Source organism: Leucobacter salsicius M1-8, assembly GCF_000350525.1.
Taxonomy (GTDB): domain Bacteria; phylum Actinomycetota; class Actinomycetes; order Actinomycetales; family Microbacteriaceae; genus Leucobacter; species Leucobacter salsicius.
In genome coordinates, this window is sequence record NZ_AOCN01000021.1 from 19,483 (window position 1) to 33,917 (window position 14,435).

At 57.8% G+C, this 14,435-nt stretch carries 22 protein-coding genes; 4 read left to right on the forward strand and 18 right to left on the reverse strand.

What is annotated here, in order from left to right; all coding sequences use genetic code 11:
- Positions 1-227: 227 nt before the first annotated feature.
- On the forward strand, positions 228-893 hold the full coding sequence (locus C795_RS0109085; protein ID WP_017793440.1) for an LptM family lipoprotein: 666 nt from the start codon (positions 228-230) through the stop codon (positions 891-893).
- A 104-nt stretch (positions 894-997) separates the two neighbouring features.
- Entirely contained in the window at positions 998-1,138 is a 141-nt protein-coding gene (locus tag C795_RS17220) for a hypothetical protein (RefSeq protein ID WP_157487053.1), read from the forward strand.
- Positions 1,139-1,314: 176 nt separating this feature from the next.
- Here C795_RS17220 and C795_RS0109090 read toward each other — a convergent pair whose 3' ends face one another.
- From C795_RS0109090 to C795_RS0109185, 18 genes are all read right to left on the reverse strand, one after another.
- Complete coding sequence (locus C795_RS0109090; RefSeq protein ID WP_017793441.1) at positions 1,315-2,055, reverse strand: DUF3800 domain-containing protein; 741 nt, start codon at positions 2,053-2,055, stop codon at positions 1,315-1,317.
- Positions 2,056-2,155: 100 nt separating this feature from the next.
- Positions 2,156-2,287 carry a hypothetical protein gene (locus C795_RS17700; RefSeq protein WP_017793442.1) on the reverse strand — a complete coding sequence of 44 codons (132 nt, stop codon included), beginning with the start codon at positions 2,285-2,287 and terminating at the stop codon, positions 2,156-2,158.
- Positions 2,288-2,353: 66 nt separating this feature from the next.
- Positions 2,354-4,798, reverse strand: coding sequence for a tape measure protein (locus tag C795_RS0109100; RefSeq protein WP_017793443.1), 2,445 nt, complete (start codon positions 4,796-4,798; stop codon positions 2,354-2,356).
- Complete coding sequence (locus C795_RS0109105; protein WP_017793444.1) at positions 4,795-5,175, reverse strand: hypothetical protein; 381 nt, start codon at positions 5,173-5,175, stop codon at positions 4,795-4,797. The genes C795_RS0109100 and C795_RS0109105 overlap by 4 nt, the downstream gene beginning before the upstream one ends.
- An 82-nt stretch (positions 5,176-5,257) precedes the next feature.
- A complete protein-coding gene (locus C795_RS0109110; RefSeq protein WP_026139567.1) occupies positions 5,258-5,743 on the reverse strand; it encodes a hypothetical protein in 486 nt (161 codons plus the stop codon).
- Positions 5,744-6,107: 364 nt separating this feature from the next.
- Positions 6,108-6,476 (reverse strand): hypothetical protein, encoded by a 369-nt coding sequence (locus C795_RS15690; RefSeq protein WP_017793446.1) that lies wholly within the window; start codon positions 6,474-6,476, stop codon positions 6,108-6,110.
- Positions 6,477-6,631: 155 nt separating this feature from the next.
- Positions 6,632-7,534: a hypothetical protein gene (locus tag C795_RS0109120; protein ID WP_017793447.1), complete on the reverse strand. Its 903-nt coding sequence runs from the start codon at positions 7,532-7,534 to the stop codon at positions 6,632-6,634.
- A 75-nt stretch (positions 7,535-7,609) separates the two neighbouring features.
- Complete coding sequence (locus tag C795_RS0109130; protein WP_017793449.1) at positions 7,610-7,807, reverse strand: hypothetical protein; 198 nt, start codon at positions 7,805-7,807, stop codon at positions 7,610-7,612.
- A complete protein-coding gene (locus C795_RS0109135; protein WP_198008455.1) occupies positions 7,804-8,055 on the reverse strand; it encodes a WhiB family transcriptional regulator in 252 nt (83 codons plus the stop codon). Before C795_RS0109135 ends, C795_RS0109130 begins: the two co-directional genes overlap by 4 nt.
- A 6-nt stretch (positions 8,056-8,061) precedes the next feature.
- The gene (locus tag C795_RS0109140) at positions 8,062-8,322 is read right to left on the reverse strand and encodes a hypothetical protein (RefSeq protein WP_017793451.1); all 261 of its coding nucleotides are present in this window, start codon (positions 8,320-8,322) and stop codon (positions 8,062-8,064) included.
- Positions 8,319-8,519, reverse strand: a complete 201-nt coding sequence (locus C795_RS0109145; RefSeq protein WP_017793452.1) for a hypothetical protein — start codon at positions 8,517-8,519, stop codon at positions 8,319-8,321. Before C795_RS0109145 ends, C795_RS0109140 begins: the two co-directional genes overlap by 4 nt.
- Before the next feature lie 196 nt (positions 8,520-8,715).
- A complete protein-coding gene (locus C795_RS0109150) occupies positions 8,716-9,738 on the reverse strand; it encodes an AAA family ATPase (RefSeq protein ID WP_051053790.1) in 1,023 nt (340 codons plus the stop codon).
- Positions 9,692-10,072: a hypothetical protein gene (locus C795_RS0109155; RefSeq protein ID WP_157487054.1), complete on the reverse strand. Its 381-nt coding sequence runs from the start codon at positions 10,070-10,072 to the stop codon at positions 9,692-9,694. The genes C795_RS0109150 and C795_RS0109155 overlap by 47 nt, the downstream gene beginning before the upstream one ends.
- Positions 10,073-10,100: 28 nt before the next feature.
- Positions 10,101-10,631, reverse strand: coding sequence for a hypothetical protein (locus C795_RS0109160; RefSeq protein WP_017793455.1), 531 nt, complete (start codon positions 10,629-10,631; stop codon positions 10,101-10,103).
- Entirely contained in the window at positions 10,628-10,930 is a 303-nt protein-coding gene (locus C795_RS0109165; protein ID WP_017793456.1) for a MarR family transcriptional regulator, read from the reverse strand. Before C795_RS0109165 ends, C795_RS0109160 begins: the two co-directional genes overlap by 4 nt.
- Positions 10,927-11,484 (reverse strand): hypothetical protein, encoded by a 558-nt coding sequence (locus C795_RS0109170; RefSeq protein ID WP_017793457.1) that lies wholly within the window; start codon positions 11,482-11,484, stop codon positions 10,927-10,929. The genes C795_RS0109165 and C795_RS0109170 overlap by 4 nt, the downstream gene beginning before the upstream one ends.
- Positions 11,481-11,729 (reverse strand): hypothetical protein, encoded by a 249-nt coding sequence (locus tag C795_RS0109175; protein WP_017793458.1) that lies wholly within the window; start codon positions 11,727-11,729, stop codon positions 11,481-11,483. Before C795_RS0109175 ends, C795_RS0109170 begins: the two co-directional genes overlap by 4 nt.
- Before the next feature lie 417 nt (positions 11,730-12,146).
- Positions 12,147-12,347, reverse strand: coding sequence for a helix-turn-helix domain-containing protein (locus C795_RS0109185; protein WP_017793460.1), 201 nt, complete (start codon positions 12,345-12,347; stop codon positions 12,147-12,149).
- Positions 12,348-12,438: 91 nt separating this feature from the next.
- On the opposite strand from C795_RS0109185, the gene C795_RS16630 reads away from it, so the two are divergent.
- Positions 12,439-13,092 carry a helix-turn-helix domain-containing protein gene (locus C795_RS16630; RefSeq protein ID WP_017793461.1) on the forward strand — a complete coding sequence of 218 codons (654 nt, stop codon included), beginning with the start codon at positions 12,439-12,441 and terminating at the stop codon, positions 13,090-13,092.
- Entirely contained in the window at positions 13,067-14,143 is a 1,077-nt protein-coding gene (locus C795_RS15700) for a tyrosine-type recombinase/integrase (RefSeq protein WP_017793462.1), read from the forward strand. The genes C795_RS16630 and C795_RS15700 overlap by 26 nt, the downstream gene beginning before the upstream one ends.
- The last annotated feature ends 292 nt before the right edge of the window (positions 14,144-14,435 follow it).

A 14,435-nucleotide genomic window follows, 5' to 3' on the forward strand; every position in this document is an offset into this window, starting at 1 on the left:
GAGTGCAGACACGTAAAAAGTCGCGCACAAACCTACAGCCCAACATTCACCCCGAGAAGCAGAACGCCTGCGGGCCAGACCAGGGACCCAGGGGAGCCCCCTCTGCCCCCTCTGCGTGGTTGGTGCGCGTGCCCCCTGGGTATGGAATTCATCATGACCGTGTGACGGATAGGATCGGACCAATAGGGCAATCCAAACTCATAGAAAGAGCACGGGAAACACAAGATATGAAGCGTACACCTGGCATCGTTGCCGCCATAGCCATCACGTTAGCACTCACCTCATGCGGCGCGACCGACAACACTGGGGACACCCAGGCACCCACCCAAGAACCGACAACAGCAGAGGCAGTCGAACCGCAGCTCTACCCAGAAGGCCCGTTTGAACTGACAAGCTTGTCCGGTGCCGAGATTTCATTCGAGCTACCCTCACCCGCCAATGACGAGAACCTGGCAGAGATCGAACAATTCCGCACTGACACCGGAGGCTCACCAGTTTCCTACATCGTCCTCCAGGTCGACAACCGCAACGGCACTGAGCCTGTGGCACTGGAAAACGTAACGGCTTTCGATGCTGACGGAAACAAGTACGAGTTTTCGAGCATCATCGATTTCATTGATGAGTGGAGCCCCTACTATTCCGAAGACTATGAGTACGTCTTACCAGACGGCACGACGCTCCCCGAAGATGAAGGCGACGAACTTCAACGCCGCGGTGTTGACATCTATAACTCGAACCTAGGCGAAGTCGCAGTAGCCGAGAACGCGACTATCATCTTGGCTTCACCAGAAGTGGAACTTCCCGGCGAGTTTACTCGAGTCACGGTATTCCCTGACGCGTTCGCAACAGACGGCGAAGACGCTACCCCTGCCGGCAGCAACGACTCCGAATAGCACACTAGAACGTATTATTCGGCGCTGCGAGCCGCCCGCAGCGCTGAATGACGCGATCTCAAATCCGACCCTTCCGATCTGCTCGGTCGGCTTAACCTCGAACCATGCTTGAGAACGATCCAGGCCCCGACCTCATCACCAACGGCCTCTGCCCCACCTGCCAACAAGGAACACTCGTTTGGTGGGAAGCCTGGTGGGAATGCAGCAAATGCAACGAAGCAATGTTTCCAGGTATCGCGACCTAGTTACATGCCCACACTGCGGCTTCTGGTGCATGATCCCCTGGAAGACGTGGTGGGAATGCCCACGATGTGACGGAGTGAGGTTGTAATATTAGCCCTGCTTTAGGTATTATGTACCTAAATGGATTGGGCTTTCCCGATCGGCGTCAGGCTTCCGGATTCCGGAGGCCTTTCGCTTTTTATGGGTAGACCTTCAGACCGAACCCGTGCATGTTTCCGCTAGCGTTCGTCCGAATCTTTTGCTGGATCAAGTCCCAGGCCCTATTTGGCTGTTCTGGGCGTATGATTTTTAGACCGATCGGGCGCGCTGTCATGTCAGCCAATTGCAGGCCAGCACTATTGGATTTCTTACTCACGCAGAGAAACCGCAGCGTATCCGCCATCCCATTCATATGGGTCCGATCCATAATTCGGCGAAATTCGAGCTCGAGTTCGTCATCTTCCTTTTTCCCTCGGCCTTCGAACACGACGTGAGTAACCTTGCCCCTCTGTCCTACGCCTTGCAGAAACATGAATACTCGCTCAAGTCCATATTCGAGTGCTACGTGGTAAGGATTCTCCGTGGTGCCAGCATGCGCTTTGTATCGTTCTTTCTCAATTGCGCTAGCGACGATGGTGAATGGCGATCGGCCGATGATTCCTGATAGATCACTCATAAACTCTTCACGCACGTCCTTGTTGCGGAGTATCTGAAATGGGTGTTCTTGTTTACGAATCTCAGTTTCGTGAAGAATCACCATGTCATGACCGAAATATTTGAACTTAAGCCGCTGAATTTCAGGCACAATCTGACCGACATAGGTCGGGATGTGAAAAATGCAGAATGACAGGACGAACACTGGGTACTGCGCATTGATGCTGGAAAGGTCGTGGTCGCCGCTCTCATCGACGTAGATGATGTACTCACCAGATTCAGACATGGCCCCAATCTACATGGCAAGGCCACAGGGACGCAGGGCCCGGAAACGCAAGTATTGCCCCTCTCTGGCCGAAACCGGAGAGGGGCAAACTGTGTTCAAACTACTTGCTCAACTTCTTTTCTACATCCTTCGCCAGCTTCTTGAGCCCTGCTTTGTCGGGCTTCAATCCAGCTTTGCGCAGGTCCTTCTCAAGCTGCTTCGTATCAACCGACACCACTTTGGGTTTTGCCATAACTCACTCCTATGAAACTTACGGGGCACTGATCGTCTCATAACCCTCGGACATTCACTGCTGAGCTCAGCCGCGACTGCGACGATGCTCCGACGCCTGCTGGTCAACGTACTGGTCGATCTCACGGTTTGCGACAACCTTCATCGTGGTCACGAACTGATTCCCAGCATCAACAACCGTCACGTGAGTTGGGACTTCCACAATCTTCGCGGGAGCCTGCTGCAACATCATCGGAGAACTGTTCACGAAGTCCCCCCGATTGATGGCCTTCAACATTGGCCGATGGAGTGACGCGTAAGGCTCCTGGATGACTTCCTCGCCGCGCGACAAGAGCGCCGGAACAGAATCAGACTTCGAAGTACCTGGGCCATACACAGTGCCGTTACGGACACCACCATTCAGGCCAGGGATCGTTCCACCTCGAGCGAACCCGATAGTGCCCCCGACTGCATAGCCGACTGTCCCTCCAGACGCATGCTTCTCGCCAGTCAGGTTCGTCATCACGTTCAGCGTCGTGTTAATCACACCGCCAACGTCGCTCATGAGCGCCTTGTACTGCGCGATCGCAGCCTCAGCAGCAGCAGTGTTCGCATTAAACGTCGTCGTGATCGTCTCAGGAGTAGCCAACACCTTGTCTGCATACGCGGCAGCTTCTCCAGAGGTTTTCCCGTACTGAACGCCGGCCTCGATCAGACGATCCCTGGCACGATTCAACACCTCATTCGCTGCTTCTTGCGAACCAGTCACATTCAGCACATCAGCAGCAGCCTTGTTGGCAGCACTCGCAACGTCGAGCAGCGAGGACTGATTCGCGCGTCCAGCCTCCGTCGTGAGATCGAGCCCAGTCGCGCCCTCCGCAAGACGCTCATTCAGCTTCTCGAGCTGCTCCTCGAAAGCGATCGTAGAGCGGTCAGCGTCAATCTGCGCCGACCCAAAGTTTGCGATCTCTTCCACCAGCGCCGTAATAGCCTCCTGCGTGGCCGCAGCCACATCACCCATCGCACCGATCTGTTCCGAAGAGTTGCTCGTAGCTTCACCCGCCTCATTTGTAGCCTCAGCGAGCTCATTGTGACGAGTCTTCGCCTCAGCAAGCACCTTGTTGCTGCCATCGAGTGCGTAATCGAGCGACACCAGATCGTCCGACCAGCCCTTCCAGTCAGCGTTCTCCATACGGAAATCAGCATCCTTGCGGAACTTGTTTAGCCGAGAATTAACACGCCCCAGAGCAGCCTCGTTCCCCAACCAAGCATCAGTCATGTCCTTCGCAGAAATACCCATTCGCTTCGCAGCGGAAAGTACCCCCTCAGACTGCAGCTGGTTCGCCGCCCACGCTTTCGAGTTCGCCGTAATCGCGCCCGTTGACTCATCCAACGTTTCAGACAGTTCACGAGCCTGGTTCGAGAGCTTCGCATTCTCCGACACCAGCACGGCCACCACCGAGGCTGCAGCCATCAATGCGACACCCCACGGGCCAGTCAAAAACTTCGCAAACCCAGAAGCTGCGACTCGAGCCGTCCCTGCGTTCGCCGTGAACACCTTCAACGCGTCCGTGAACTCGTACCACTTCGGCAATATCAGCATCGCAGATCCCAACGCCAACGTGCCGGCACCAGCAAGCCCCACAATTGCAGACGCGGCACCCTTAACCGGGCCTGGCAGTGCTTCAAAGTTCCGCATCGCGTCAGCAGTCCAGTTGAGTAGGTCAACTAGCGCGCCGCCGCCGTTGGGATCCACAAGCGGCTTGGCTAGCTCAGCTGAGAAGTCACGCCAAGCAGCCTTAACTCGATCCATCGACCCTGCAAACGTGTTCTTCACGTTGTCAGCAGCGCCCGAGAACTTCTGAGACATCCCAGCAGTGAGAGCGTCAAGCGCCTGCTCGGCCCCCAACGTGCCAGCCGTAATATCCGTACGGATCTGTGCACCAGTCTTGCCCATCTGCGACCCAATGAGATCCGCAGCATTAACACCACGATTACCGAACTCCATCAGATCAGTCGCAGTGATCTTCGACGAAGACTGAATCTTCGACATCGTCGCAACAATGCCCTCAATGTCAGCGTTCGACCCACCCGCCGCAGCCACAGCGTTCTGCACGCCATCGAGATACGGGATAACCTTCTTCGCTTCAATACCAAACGCCAACATCTGCTGTTGAGCAGTGATGAAGGTAGCCTTCGAGAACGGGCTATTGCGCGCGAAATCATCCAGCTTGTCCATCTGCGCATTCGCAGCCTGCGCAGACCCCAACAGAGAAGTCATCGCAGCACGAGAAGTCTGCTGCAACGTGTTGTACTGGATCCCCGTAGCAAGCGCAGCAACGCCAACGCCAGTAATCGCCACACCAACAGCAGTGAGTCCTGTGCCTACAGTCGCCCACTCCTGGCGCTGTGACTTCGCAGACTCCTTAACCTTCGCGTTCAGCTCACCCGCGGCGTCCTTCGCCCGAGCAAGCCCCTGCACCATGCCGGTCGCGTCAGCGAGCAGCTTGATATTGACTATGCGATTGCTCACCGCACACCCCCACTCATCGAATCCATCACTTCATCGCAAAACACCAACATCAGGTGCATCGCCACCAAACACCCCGTCACCTCAGGCGAACGAGGGTGGAGAAAGGCATACTCAGCGAGCCCAAAATAGGCTTCACGGACTACCGCATAACGCGTCACATCAGAGGCACCCTCAGAAGGCCACGGCATACTCTGCTGCCACCCCATGGGGTCACGGCGGGCACACTCCATCACGTCTTGAACCATCTGGTCATACGCCACTCGAGTCAACGCCACCGTGCCAGCCGGCCCCTCGATCGTGACCGTTAGCCCATCATCCAACTTCGCCAGCTCAGGGACCGACTCAACGATCCGCTCAAACTCAGCATTACTTGCCATCACAGCTCCTTCACTTATGGGTACAAAAAAGGGAGCCCCGATGGGACTCCCTCAATTAGCCGCGAGGCTAAAAATGTGTGCGCTAAGCACGACTCCGAACAATATCGATCAGCTTCGGAACGAGAACAGCAAGCTGATCGTCAGCGTAATTGTTCTGCTCCGAGGAATACGGGAACGAGAACGAACCAGCAAGCGGATGCTTGAAACTGACCGCATAGCGTCCGGGCCAGTCACTCATAAAGCCACCGTTGAAGAAAGAAGCCGAAACATTCATCTCCACGGACTCAATCTCCCGCATCGAGAAGACTCGCACCGAGAATTCCGCGTCATCTTGAAGCGGTTTCTCCGCTTCACCCAAAATCAGCAGTGAATCAGTGACCACAGCAATCTCGTAATCGTCTTCTGAATAGACCGCCGTGACATAGGCGACCTCAGATGCGTCCTTTGGTCCGATTGCCAAAGCGATGTTGGTGAGCATCTTCCCCCACCATTCCCCTGCATCATTAGGGAGCCGACACTGAGCGTTAATCCTCTGCCCGACCTCGCGATAGTCCTCAAGCCCTGCCATTTGAAACTCCTTTGTTAAGTGAGTTACAAGACTTTCATGAGCCACTGACATTCACTCCACGCGCACTTGTGTAAGCCAGTCATCCCGAGCCCGCGAAGACGCAGGAACACCAGCCTCTCGCAACCGCTTCCAGTCTGGGATCTTCGGATACCTCTCCGACATCCAAAAGTTAACTTCAGCCCAGCGACGCACCGCCTCACGATGCAACGACGGAGCAGACCACCACGGCAAGACAAGCCGCATCTCAAGCCCCTGCTCCTGGCACCACGAACGGGCAGCCCGATGACTACGCCACTCAGGCGCATCAACACTGAGCAACGCCTCAGGAAGCTCCCCTGCAGACGCATCCACTGCTTTCCTACGCCTAGCCATTACTACTCCGCTTCTTCTCACGCCACCGAGCCTGAGCCGCAGCCCGCGCCTGAGCCTGCTTCGCCGACAACACCTGACCCACCTCAGCCGCATCAAGATTCAACTGAGACAACAACCGCGCCACAGACGCCTGCTGCTGCCGCAACTCACCCACAGCAGCATTCAGAACAGGCTGCCCCTGGGAACCTCTCGTCATAACCCCATCCGCAGCGACCGCGGCCGCCAACGAATCGATCATGTCCATGCCACGACACGCTTCCAACAAGACCTCAGCCTCGTGAATATCGAACTCAAACTCATCCTGAGCAGAATCCCAAAACGCACGCCCACGAGCCCCCAACGAACTCTCCGAACCCTCCACAACTACCTCCTTCCGAGCACCCAAAAACAGGCCCTCCGCATCTCCCGACTTCCTTCAGGCCTCCCCGGCGGTCCAGCCGCTGAGGCGTGACCTGGGGGTACCCCCTGGGGTGCCAGCGTGGTGTGCTGGCACCCCTGCGCCCTCACCTGGGGCGGTTAGGCGTTAGGCGGCCCGCTGAGGTCAGCGTTGTGGAAGTTGCTTTCGATGGCCGGCTCTTCAGCAGCAGTGTCGGACTCGGTCTCGATGGCGTCTGGGTTGAAGCCTTCGTCTCGTGCGTCGCTGGTGTCGGTGCTGCGTTCGTTGGCCTGTGCTTCTTCCATCGCGGCACGGAGTGCGTCGTTCGCTTCGGCGATACTGTCTCGGATGGCGTCGTTGGGTTCAACATAGAGCTTGATCTTGTCGAGCTCATCGAGGTTGGTCTTGAGGCCTTCGTTGATGTGGGTGTCGAATGCCTTCTGCACCTGGCTGGTGTTGTGGATGGTGAGGACCCGTAGTTTCTCAGCCTCTACGACATCGTTGTGTGCCTGGTTGAGTTCGGTGTCGTGCGTGCGGAGGATGAGTTCGATGATCTGTTCCGGCTCCTTGACGCCGATCGAGTGGAGGTAGTGGGGCGCTTCAGAGTTGATGGCTGCAACGGTTGCGTGGTCACCCTGTTTGATGGCGGTCTCGAGTCGGTGTTGGATCGCAGAGAGTCGGTTCTTCTGGTCCTTGCCGTTGAGGTCGCGTTCGATGCGTGCCCAAGACTTGGTAGCGCGAGTCTCTGCGAGGAGCGCTTCTGTAGCGTTGCCGCTCTTCATGTTGAGGCGGTCTGCCAGGATCTCGTCGTACTTCTTCTGGTGCGCGTTCAGGTTGTTGCTGGCACGCTGGTTCTGGCGTTGTACGGTGGCAAGGAACTCGTCATGGTTGCTGCTCTTCTTGACGAAGTCGGTGCTGACTTCCTTGTACTTCAGGTTGTCTTCGTAGCCTTTGAGGGCGTAGTTGTGGTCGCTGACCGCGCCGTTGAGGACCTTCGTGATTGAGGTCGTGAGGTTGCGGGTTTTGATGTTCTTGGCAGCCATGATGCTGCTCCTTTCAATAGAAAAGCCCCAGCAGATGCTCGGGGCTGTGGTTGTTGGCGCGGGGTTGCGCCGGGTCTAGTTGGAGCGTTGCTCCGCTTCGTACGCATCGCATAGGTCGTGTACTTTGTCGACGATGCGGCGGGCCTCTTCGATGTTGAGGCGTACGAAAATGCCGCCTCGATAGATGAGGATCACGTGTTCGTTGGTGTCGGTACGGGGGTTGCGCCAGTACCTAGTTTTCACGTTGACGCGCTCACGCTGTCTCGTAGTCACGCGGCCTCCTTTCTGTCTAACTGCTTGAGTTGCACGCCGGGCCACCAGCCGGCCTTGGGTTGGTCGGTGATCGCGTACTCCATGCATTCGGTGAGAATGGGGCAGGCGCTGCAGATGCTCGCGAGTAGCCGCTTCTCGCCGTTCTGCAGCAGGTCGGCGATGTAGCGTTCGTCATCGAGGCAGTCCGGTTCGACTTCTTGCAGCGCGAACGTGAGGCGGTCCCATGCAGGTTTAGCCTCGGGTCTCATGTGCATTCAGGGTGCCTCGAAATCGATGTGCACGATCTCGTGGCGCCCGTTGCAGCGTTGCCCGCACGCGCCCCCGTTGATCGCTGCGAGTGGCTGTGCCGCGTCTGCTGGATCTTGGTAGAGGCTGATGGTGGGCATGTTGCACCAGGCGATGAGGGCGTAGTTGCCGGTGCCGTGAATCCAGGCTGCGGTGGGGATTGCACAGCGTAGGAAGGTTCGTGCGCCCTTGTGTCGCTTCGAGCATTTGTGATTTCGGTAGATCTTCACTGTTCCTGTTCCTTTCGTGATGGCTGCTTATCGAGCAGCGTGGCGAGCTCCGCGATGAGGCGTGGGATCTCTGAATAGTCGAGTGCGATGGAGCCACGGTTGCCGCCGTAGAGCTTCACGAGGTCGCTGCTTGTGCCATCTGCGTTGTCCCATTGAGCAGGTCTTGCCTGCACCCGGTAGGGCTTGCGTTTGGTCATGCGTGTTCCCCGTTCCCGTGTTCCCCGATATAGGGTCCGGGAACGGGGAACAGAGGTGTTCCCGAGTGTTCCCGGAACGTTCCCGGAACTCTGGTAGAGCCAAAGTTGGTGCCGGGGAACGTGTTCCTCGTTCCTCTGTTCCCGTGTTCCCCACCCCTATATCCGGGAACGGGGAACAGGAACGAATTCAGCGGGTTCATGCCGGCACTCCTTCTCGTTCTTGCCACAGCCGCCATGCCTCAGATGCCTTGGTTGAACCCCAGCCGCAACGCAGTTTCACGTCGCGTATCGAGGTTGGCGCGGGCACGAGTTCTGACAGCTGCTTCAACAGCTGCTCAGGGGTAGCCCCGTCGACCTTGCTGCTCATGACGGGACGCTCACCGGCCTCTGGCGCGCTGATCGACCACAGCAGCGCACCTTCCATGTCGGTCATCTTGAAACGTCCCACGAGCGGTTCTCGATCTTTGGGGCAGTGAGCTCGTAGGCCACCGTGTCGGTCTTTCACGAGGGTGAGTTCGGCGATGCCGCCTGACCCTGGCGTGAAGGGCTGATCGATGGTGACGCGAATCAACGTGCCTGAGATGGCGCGTTTCTTCGCTGCGGTGCCGGTCGCACCAAACGACCTCGAGTCACTACCTTTCGCTTGGTGGTCGATGAGGACCACGCAGGAGCCGGCGGTGGCGAATGGTTTGATCGCGATTGAGTGGACGCGGGTGAAATCGTCGGCACTGTTGCTGTTCGCACCGTAGAGGGGCAGCAGCTCACCTACGGAGTCGATCACCACGAAGTCAGGCACCCAGATTCCCGCGTCTCTCACGACGCCTACGATCGCCTCCGGGTCATCTGCTGCGGTGTATCTGAACCGGTTCGGGTCAGACAGCACTTCGACGGGGACACCGAATGCTCTGAGCCTCGAGATCGTGGCTTGGGGGCCGTTGTGGTCGAGGTCGATGATGAGGACGCTGCCGCCTGCGATGAGTAGGTCAGCTACGGCAGCGAGAGCGAGCCAGGTTTTGCCTGACTCGGGATCACCAATGAGGCTGTTGACCATGCCGCGGTAGAAGATGCCTACCTGGTCGATCCTGAGCCCGTATTCGGGTACTGGCGGCTGTACTGGGCCTCGTGAGAGGAGGTCTTGTACGTCGCAGTAGAGAGGCTTGGTGTAGCCGGGTTCATGCTGCTGTCCGTTTACTGCGCTCAGGTGCTGCGCTGCTGCCATCGTTGACTCCTGTTTCTGCCGGTTGTTGGCCGGCCCGTATTGAGTTCACGTTCTGTGGTTGCCCGATCGTGTGGGCGGGGTTGTGCTGCGCTTCCAGCGCGTCGAAGAACGCTTGTTCATCGAGTCGAAAGTGTTCATCGAGGCGACGCTGGTACTCCGCGTGCCGTTCCTTCGGCGCGAAGGCGCGCATCCACAGGATGTTCGCTTCACGCTCGAGTCGATCGACCTCGAGTTGCCGAGACGCGCGACCATCCGCGAGGCCGGCGAAGTACCAGGCAGAAACACTGAGGGGCAGGTCCGCAAATCGGATCTGCCCCTCCTGAAGCTGTGTCAACCACAGCTCGAGTGTTTCGTTCGCCTCTTTAGAGATCGGTACTCGAGCCATCCTGGCCTTGGTCGTCGACCTCACTCACATCGGTGTCAGAATCGTAGGGTGGTGGCCACTCGCGGCCTTCAGCCTTCGCTTCCATTTCTTCAGCGAAGCTCAGGTTCATCTCTGCCACCGACTTGTAATGGCGGGCTAGGGCTGCATCACGGTTCCCGTTGTACCTGGGGTAGTAGGTCGAGGTAAGACCGTGCCCGTCGAAGTGTTCCTTGACCGGGCTGCCGTCATCGTAGATGTAGCCAGATTTGGCGATGCGGCGCTGGTTGTACCGCCCTATCCAGGTTGACTCGATCGCAATGTGTTCATTCAACGCACCGTAGTTTGTGTCCACGATCGCATCGATGAATTCGAAGATGTGCTCGTCGATATCGAGCATGCTGCCACCAAGCTGGTCGGACACGTAACTGAGCATGCTCAGGTTCTGATGCACGAGCGCCTTCAGAGTGTCCAGCGCACTGGATTCCGGGGTGGTCTGCTTAATGAGGCTGGTGGCCGTGTTGTCGTTCATGCTGCTGTGATCCAAACTCGGGCCTGTCGCCCGTAACGTGTTTCTCTGGTTTCTTCGGTGGCAAGGACGAGGCCTTGCTCTGCGAGCTCGCTCACTGCGGAGCGCACTCGGGACGGGCTGAGCCCGGGCAGGTACTGTTCGAGCTCGAACTGGGTGACCCCAGTACCGCGGGCTCGCATCGCTGCCAGGACGACGGTCTGTGACCTGCTGAGGTCTGCACGCCGGCCCGCGTCAACGCTTGTGACCGGATCGGTCGACCTCGAGCGCGGGTTCACTCCGTCTAGTGCCAAGATGCTCACGCCAGTACCTCCTCGAACGGAGGCGCTCCGGGTGCAGTGCTACGGCGCAGCTCGGGGCCGTTGAGTCGGTCAGCGATCAGCACAGACTGGTTAAAGTCCCGTTGGTAGTCGCGAATAAGCCTCAGGCCGGCTTCACCTTCGCAGCCACCCTGCATTTCCCCGTAGGCCTTCCACTGTTCTCCTGGCCAACGCTGCACCCAGACAATGTAATCTCCGTCAGCTCCGACGCCGTTCGCGCCTTCGAACCGCTGGTTCTGGCATGGACCGTTCTGTTCGCCACGCACCCACTCGTGAGCCTCGTAAGTGCATGCGGCTACGGTGCAGGGCAGATCTTCGCGGACTACCGGCTTGGTAAAGATGTCCACTACTGGGAGTTCGATGACTCGGCAGATGCTGATCACTTCAGCTACGGTGAGTTCGCCCTGGCCAGCAAGCTTTCTCACGGTGGGTGCGATGGGGAGCCCTGCCGCGACGGCGATCGTTGCGGGGCTGTTACCGAGGCGTTCGATGCGGGCGTTGATATTGAGGAGCGCGTTGCCTGCTTCGTGGTTCAAACTGCGGCCTCCTCATCGAGAAAGAGAGCGAGTGACTGCAGTGCTGCTGCGAGGTCGCGGGCTTCATGAATCTCGAGGTGCACGGTCAGACCGGGGAGGTCCATCCGGATCAGATCACGGCCCAACCAGTCAATGCTCTCGACATCGAGGATGGTGGTGCCGCCGGCAGAACGGATGTCGACGGTCTGAACGACGTCGAACGGGTTGGAGGTATCTGGAACCTCTGCGAGAATGTACGATGACATAGAAAATGCCTCCTAGTGAATCGTGTTTTCGGTGTAACCCTCATCGCAGTTCTGATTGGCGTTAGTGCCTGCGATGGGGGTTGTTTTCTTTACAAGGCGAATGCGCTCAAGGGGATCGCCCTGCTGGAACTTCTCTCGTTGCTTCCGACTGAGCGTCTGCTCGCCACGGTCGAGAAGAGTTCGAAGAATGAGCTCCCCAAGCCGGTGATCAACGTGGATCGTGGGCTGCGTGCCATCTGCGAAACGAGGCCCTTTCAACGTCCAGTCACCGATTCCGAGTCGCAGCCGGCGGGCTGTCTCTTCGAAGGTTGGATCGCTGAACGAATAGACGGGGCTTTCGTCCTGGGCCTGTGTGGATTCATCCGAGACTGTTGTCGATCGGGATCCGGTAGCTGCTGGCAGCGGCGGCGGGGGCATCTAAGCTACCTCCGCAAACGCTGCCTCGACGTACTTCTCGATGTCGGACATTCTGAACATCCGACGACCGCCGATGAGTGCGCTCTTCGGTGCGGTGCCGGTGTGGATCATCCACCGCATCTGCGCCTCACTCTTACGAAGCATCTCTGCTGTCTCCTTCACGGTGAGCAGCGAGATCGCTACGGCTATTTGTGCGGTCATTTTTCCTCCTTGTGTGTTCGAGCTTGAACACGTCTCAGCATAATGCTGAAATGTGTTGGGTGTCAATGCGGGCGTGTGGGATAGTTGTTTCATGTCGGAAGCAGAGTCACTTGATCTCACTGAATCGATTGATGCCAATATCGGGGCGAACGTGAAGAAGGCTCGTGAGCGGCTGGGGTTGTCACAATCGGAAGTTGCCCGCCTTGCCCACGACTCAGGGATGACGGGGTTTCATCAAACGACAATCGCCAGGATTGAAAAGGGCGCGAGATCGCTCAAGGCAGCTGAAGCGGTAGCGCTGGCCAGGATCCTGGAAACGTCCATTGAATACCTTGCTGAGTCGGCTGAGACTGCCAGGCTTCGCGGGTTCTTTATCTCGCTTCGGGAGCGTAGGGCGGCGTTCGACGAGGCCTTAAGTGGTCTGATTGATCATCGGCTTTGGGTCGCGCGAAACCTGGATAATTGGCTGCCCTATGGGCCAGAGGGGATGGTGCCGATCGCCGAACTAATGAAGGCGAACGTTGATCTCGGCTTATATGAAGTTCTCGAAGAAGTGCTAGTCAATTCAGACCCGGTTGAGCGTTTCGAGCTAATCCTAAGCAGGAAGCTTCGGGAGATAAGAGTTCTTCACAAGGGGGAAGCCGTACTTCAGAAACCCAGCCCAAAGCAGCGTGAGCAGTACATGGTCGAAGACTTGATTGAGCAAGTTGAAGGCAAAGATGGCGAGCATCCAGAAACGCCCTAGCGGTGTCTACCGGGCCCGTTATCGAGACCCTGACGGCAAAGAACATTCGCGTCACTTCAAGCGGAAGATCGACGCCCAGAAGTGGTTGAAGGAGGTTAGCGCCTCGATCGTCACCGGCCAGTACGTCGACCCCAAAGCAGGGGAGATCTCCTTTGAGGACTACTTTAAGAAGTGGGAGACGCGGCAGATCTGGGCACCGGCGACTCGTCGTAACGCGAGGAACGCGGTAGCCCGCTGCACCTTCAAAGATGCGAAGCTCAAGTCGATCAGGAAAGCCGACGTCGAAGAGTTCGTAAAACACCTGCACGACGAAGGGCTTGCTGCGTCGTCGATCAAGACGATCATGCGGATCGTTCAGATGATCCTGAAGTCAGCGACCGAAGATCGTATGATCGCCGTTGATCCTGCGGTCGGGGTGAAGCTGCCCAGGGTGTCGCGCGCCAAGGAAATGGTGCTGCCCAGTGTTGAAGAAGTGGGGGCTCTTATCAACGCGGCAGACCGTCCGCTGAAGCTCTTGATCGCACTGTGTGCGTTCGCGGGCCTACGCCGTGGTGAAGCTATCGCCGTGCAGCTGGGGGACTTCGACTTTGAAACCCAGACGCTCAACGTGCAGCGGCAGGTGAGATCGGCAGAAGGTGGCGGCAGTGAATACGAAGCGCCTAAGCATGACAGCGGCCGCGTCGTGTACCTGCCGAAGCCGCTGCTCGATCTTGTCACTGACCACGTCGAGAACTGGGGATTGCGTGGGCCCGACAAGTGGTTGTTCGCTTTGACCCCAGCGGGGCCGGGTCGCGGGTATCTTGAACCGCAGTGGCGCGAGCTGAAGAAAGAGGCCGGCCACGATGATCTGCGCCAGCATGATCTTCGCCACTTCTACGCTTCGGGGCTGATCGCTTCAGGGTGTGATGTCGTGACCGTGCAGCGCGCTTTGGGCCACTCGGCGGCATCTATTACGCTGGACATATATAGCCACCTTTGGAAGTCCGCAGAAGACCTTACTCGAGGTGCTGCAGCGGGGCTCATGGGTGAAGCAAATATCAAGGTGGGATAGCTCTTGCGGACTGTGCGCGGACTGACCTTGATCTAGCCGCATGTTTTCAAGGGTTATGCCACTACTTCCACTAGGCGCTGAGGGGCCGGTGCTCCGGCCATCCATGCGACTGCAGCTCACCCCCGAGAACCCTGGTTTCTCAGGGGTGAGCTGTTTTGGTGAGGTGGGGTGTTTTGGTGAGGTGGGGTGTTTTGGTGAGGTGGGTGTTTGGTGAGGTGGGTGTTTGGTGAGGTGGGTGGTGCGGGCGTGCGCCGCTACGCGACGCCGAGGGCGGCATATCGGTACACGAGCG

What these genes read in the sequence shown, in the direction of transcription:
- C795_RS15700 (WP_017793462.1), top strand. Translation starts at nt 13,067, where the DNA reads ATGGCGAGCATCCAGAAACGCCCTAGCGGTGTCTACCGGGCCCGTTAT.
- C795_RS0109135 (WP_198008455.1), bottom strand. Translation starts at nt 8,055, where the DNA reads ATGAGACCCGAGGCTAAACCTGCATGGGACCGCCTCACGTTCGCGCTG.
- C795_RS0109090 (WP_017793441.1), bottom strand. Translation starts at nt 2,055, where the DNA reads ATGTCTGAATCTGGTGAGTACATCATCTACGTCGATGAGAGCGGCGAC.
- C795_RS0109150 (WP_051053790.1), bottom strand. Translation starts at nt 9,738, where the DNA reads ATGGCAGCAGCGCAGCACCTGAGCGCAGTAAACGGACAGCAGCATGAA.
- C795_RS0109145 (WP_017793452.1), bottom strand. Translation starts at nt 8,519, where the DNA reads ATGACCAAACGCAAGCCCTACCGGGTGCAGGCAAGACCTGCTCAATGG.
- C795_RS0109105 (WP_017793444.1), bottom strand. Translation starts at nt 5,175, where the DNA reads ATGGCAAGTAATGCTGAGTTTGAGCGGATCGTTGAGTCGGTCCCTGAG.
- C795_RS17220 (WP_157487053.1), top strand. Translation starts at nt 998, where the DNA reads ATGCTTGAGAACGATCCAGGCCCCGACCTCATCACCAACGGCCTCTGC.
- C795_RS0109160 (WP_017793455.1), bottom strand. Translation starts at nt 10,631, where the DNA reads ATGAACGACAACACGGCCACCAGCCTCATTAAGCAGACCACCCCGGAA.
- C795_RS0109110 (WP_026139567.1), bottom strand. Translation starts at nt 5,743, where the DNA reads ATGGCAGGGCTTGAGGACTATCGCGAGGTCGGGCAGAGGATTAACGCT.
- C795_RS0109185 (WP_017793460.1), bottom strand. Translation starts at nt 12,347, where the DNA reads ATGACCGCACAAATAGCCGTAGCGATCTCGCTGCTCACCGTGAAGGAG.
- C795_RS0109085 (WP_017793440.1), top strand. Translation starts at nt 228, where the DNA reads ATGAAGCGTACACCTGGCATCGTTGCCGCCATAGCCATCACGTTAGCA.
- C795_RS0109120 (WP_017793447.1), bottom strand. Translation starts at nt 7,534, where the DNA reads ATGGCTGCCAAGAACATCAAAACCCGCAACCTCACGACCTCAATCACG.
- C795_RS17700 (WP_017793442.1), bottom strand. Translation starts at nt 2,287, where the DNA reads ATGGCAAAACCCAAAGTGGTGTCGGTTGATACGAAGCAGCTTGAGAAG.
- C795_RS16630 (WP_017793461.1), top strand. Translation starts at nt 12,439, where the DNA reads ATGTCGGAAGCAGAGTCACTTGATCTCACTGAATCGATTGATGCCAAT.
- C795_RS0109175 (WP_017793458.1), bottom strand. Translation starts at nt 11,729, where the DNA reads ATGTCATCGTACATTCTCGCAGAGGTTCCAGATACCTCCAACCCGTTC.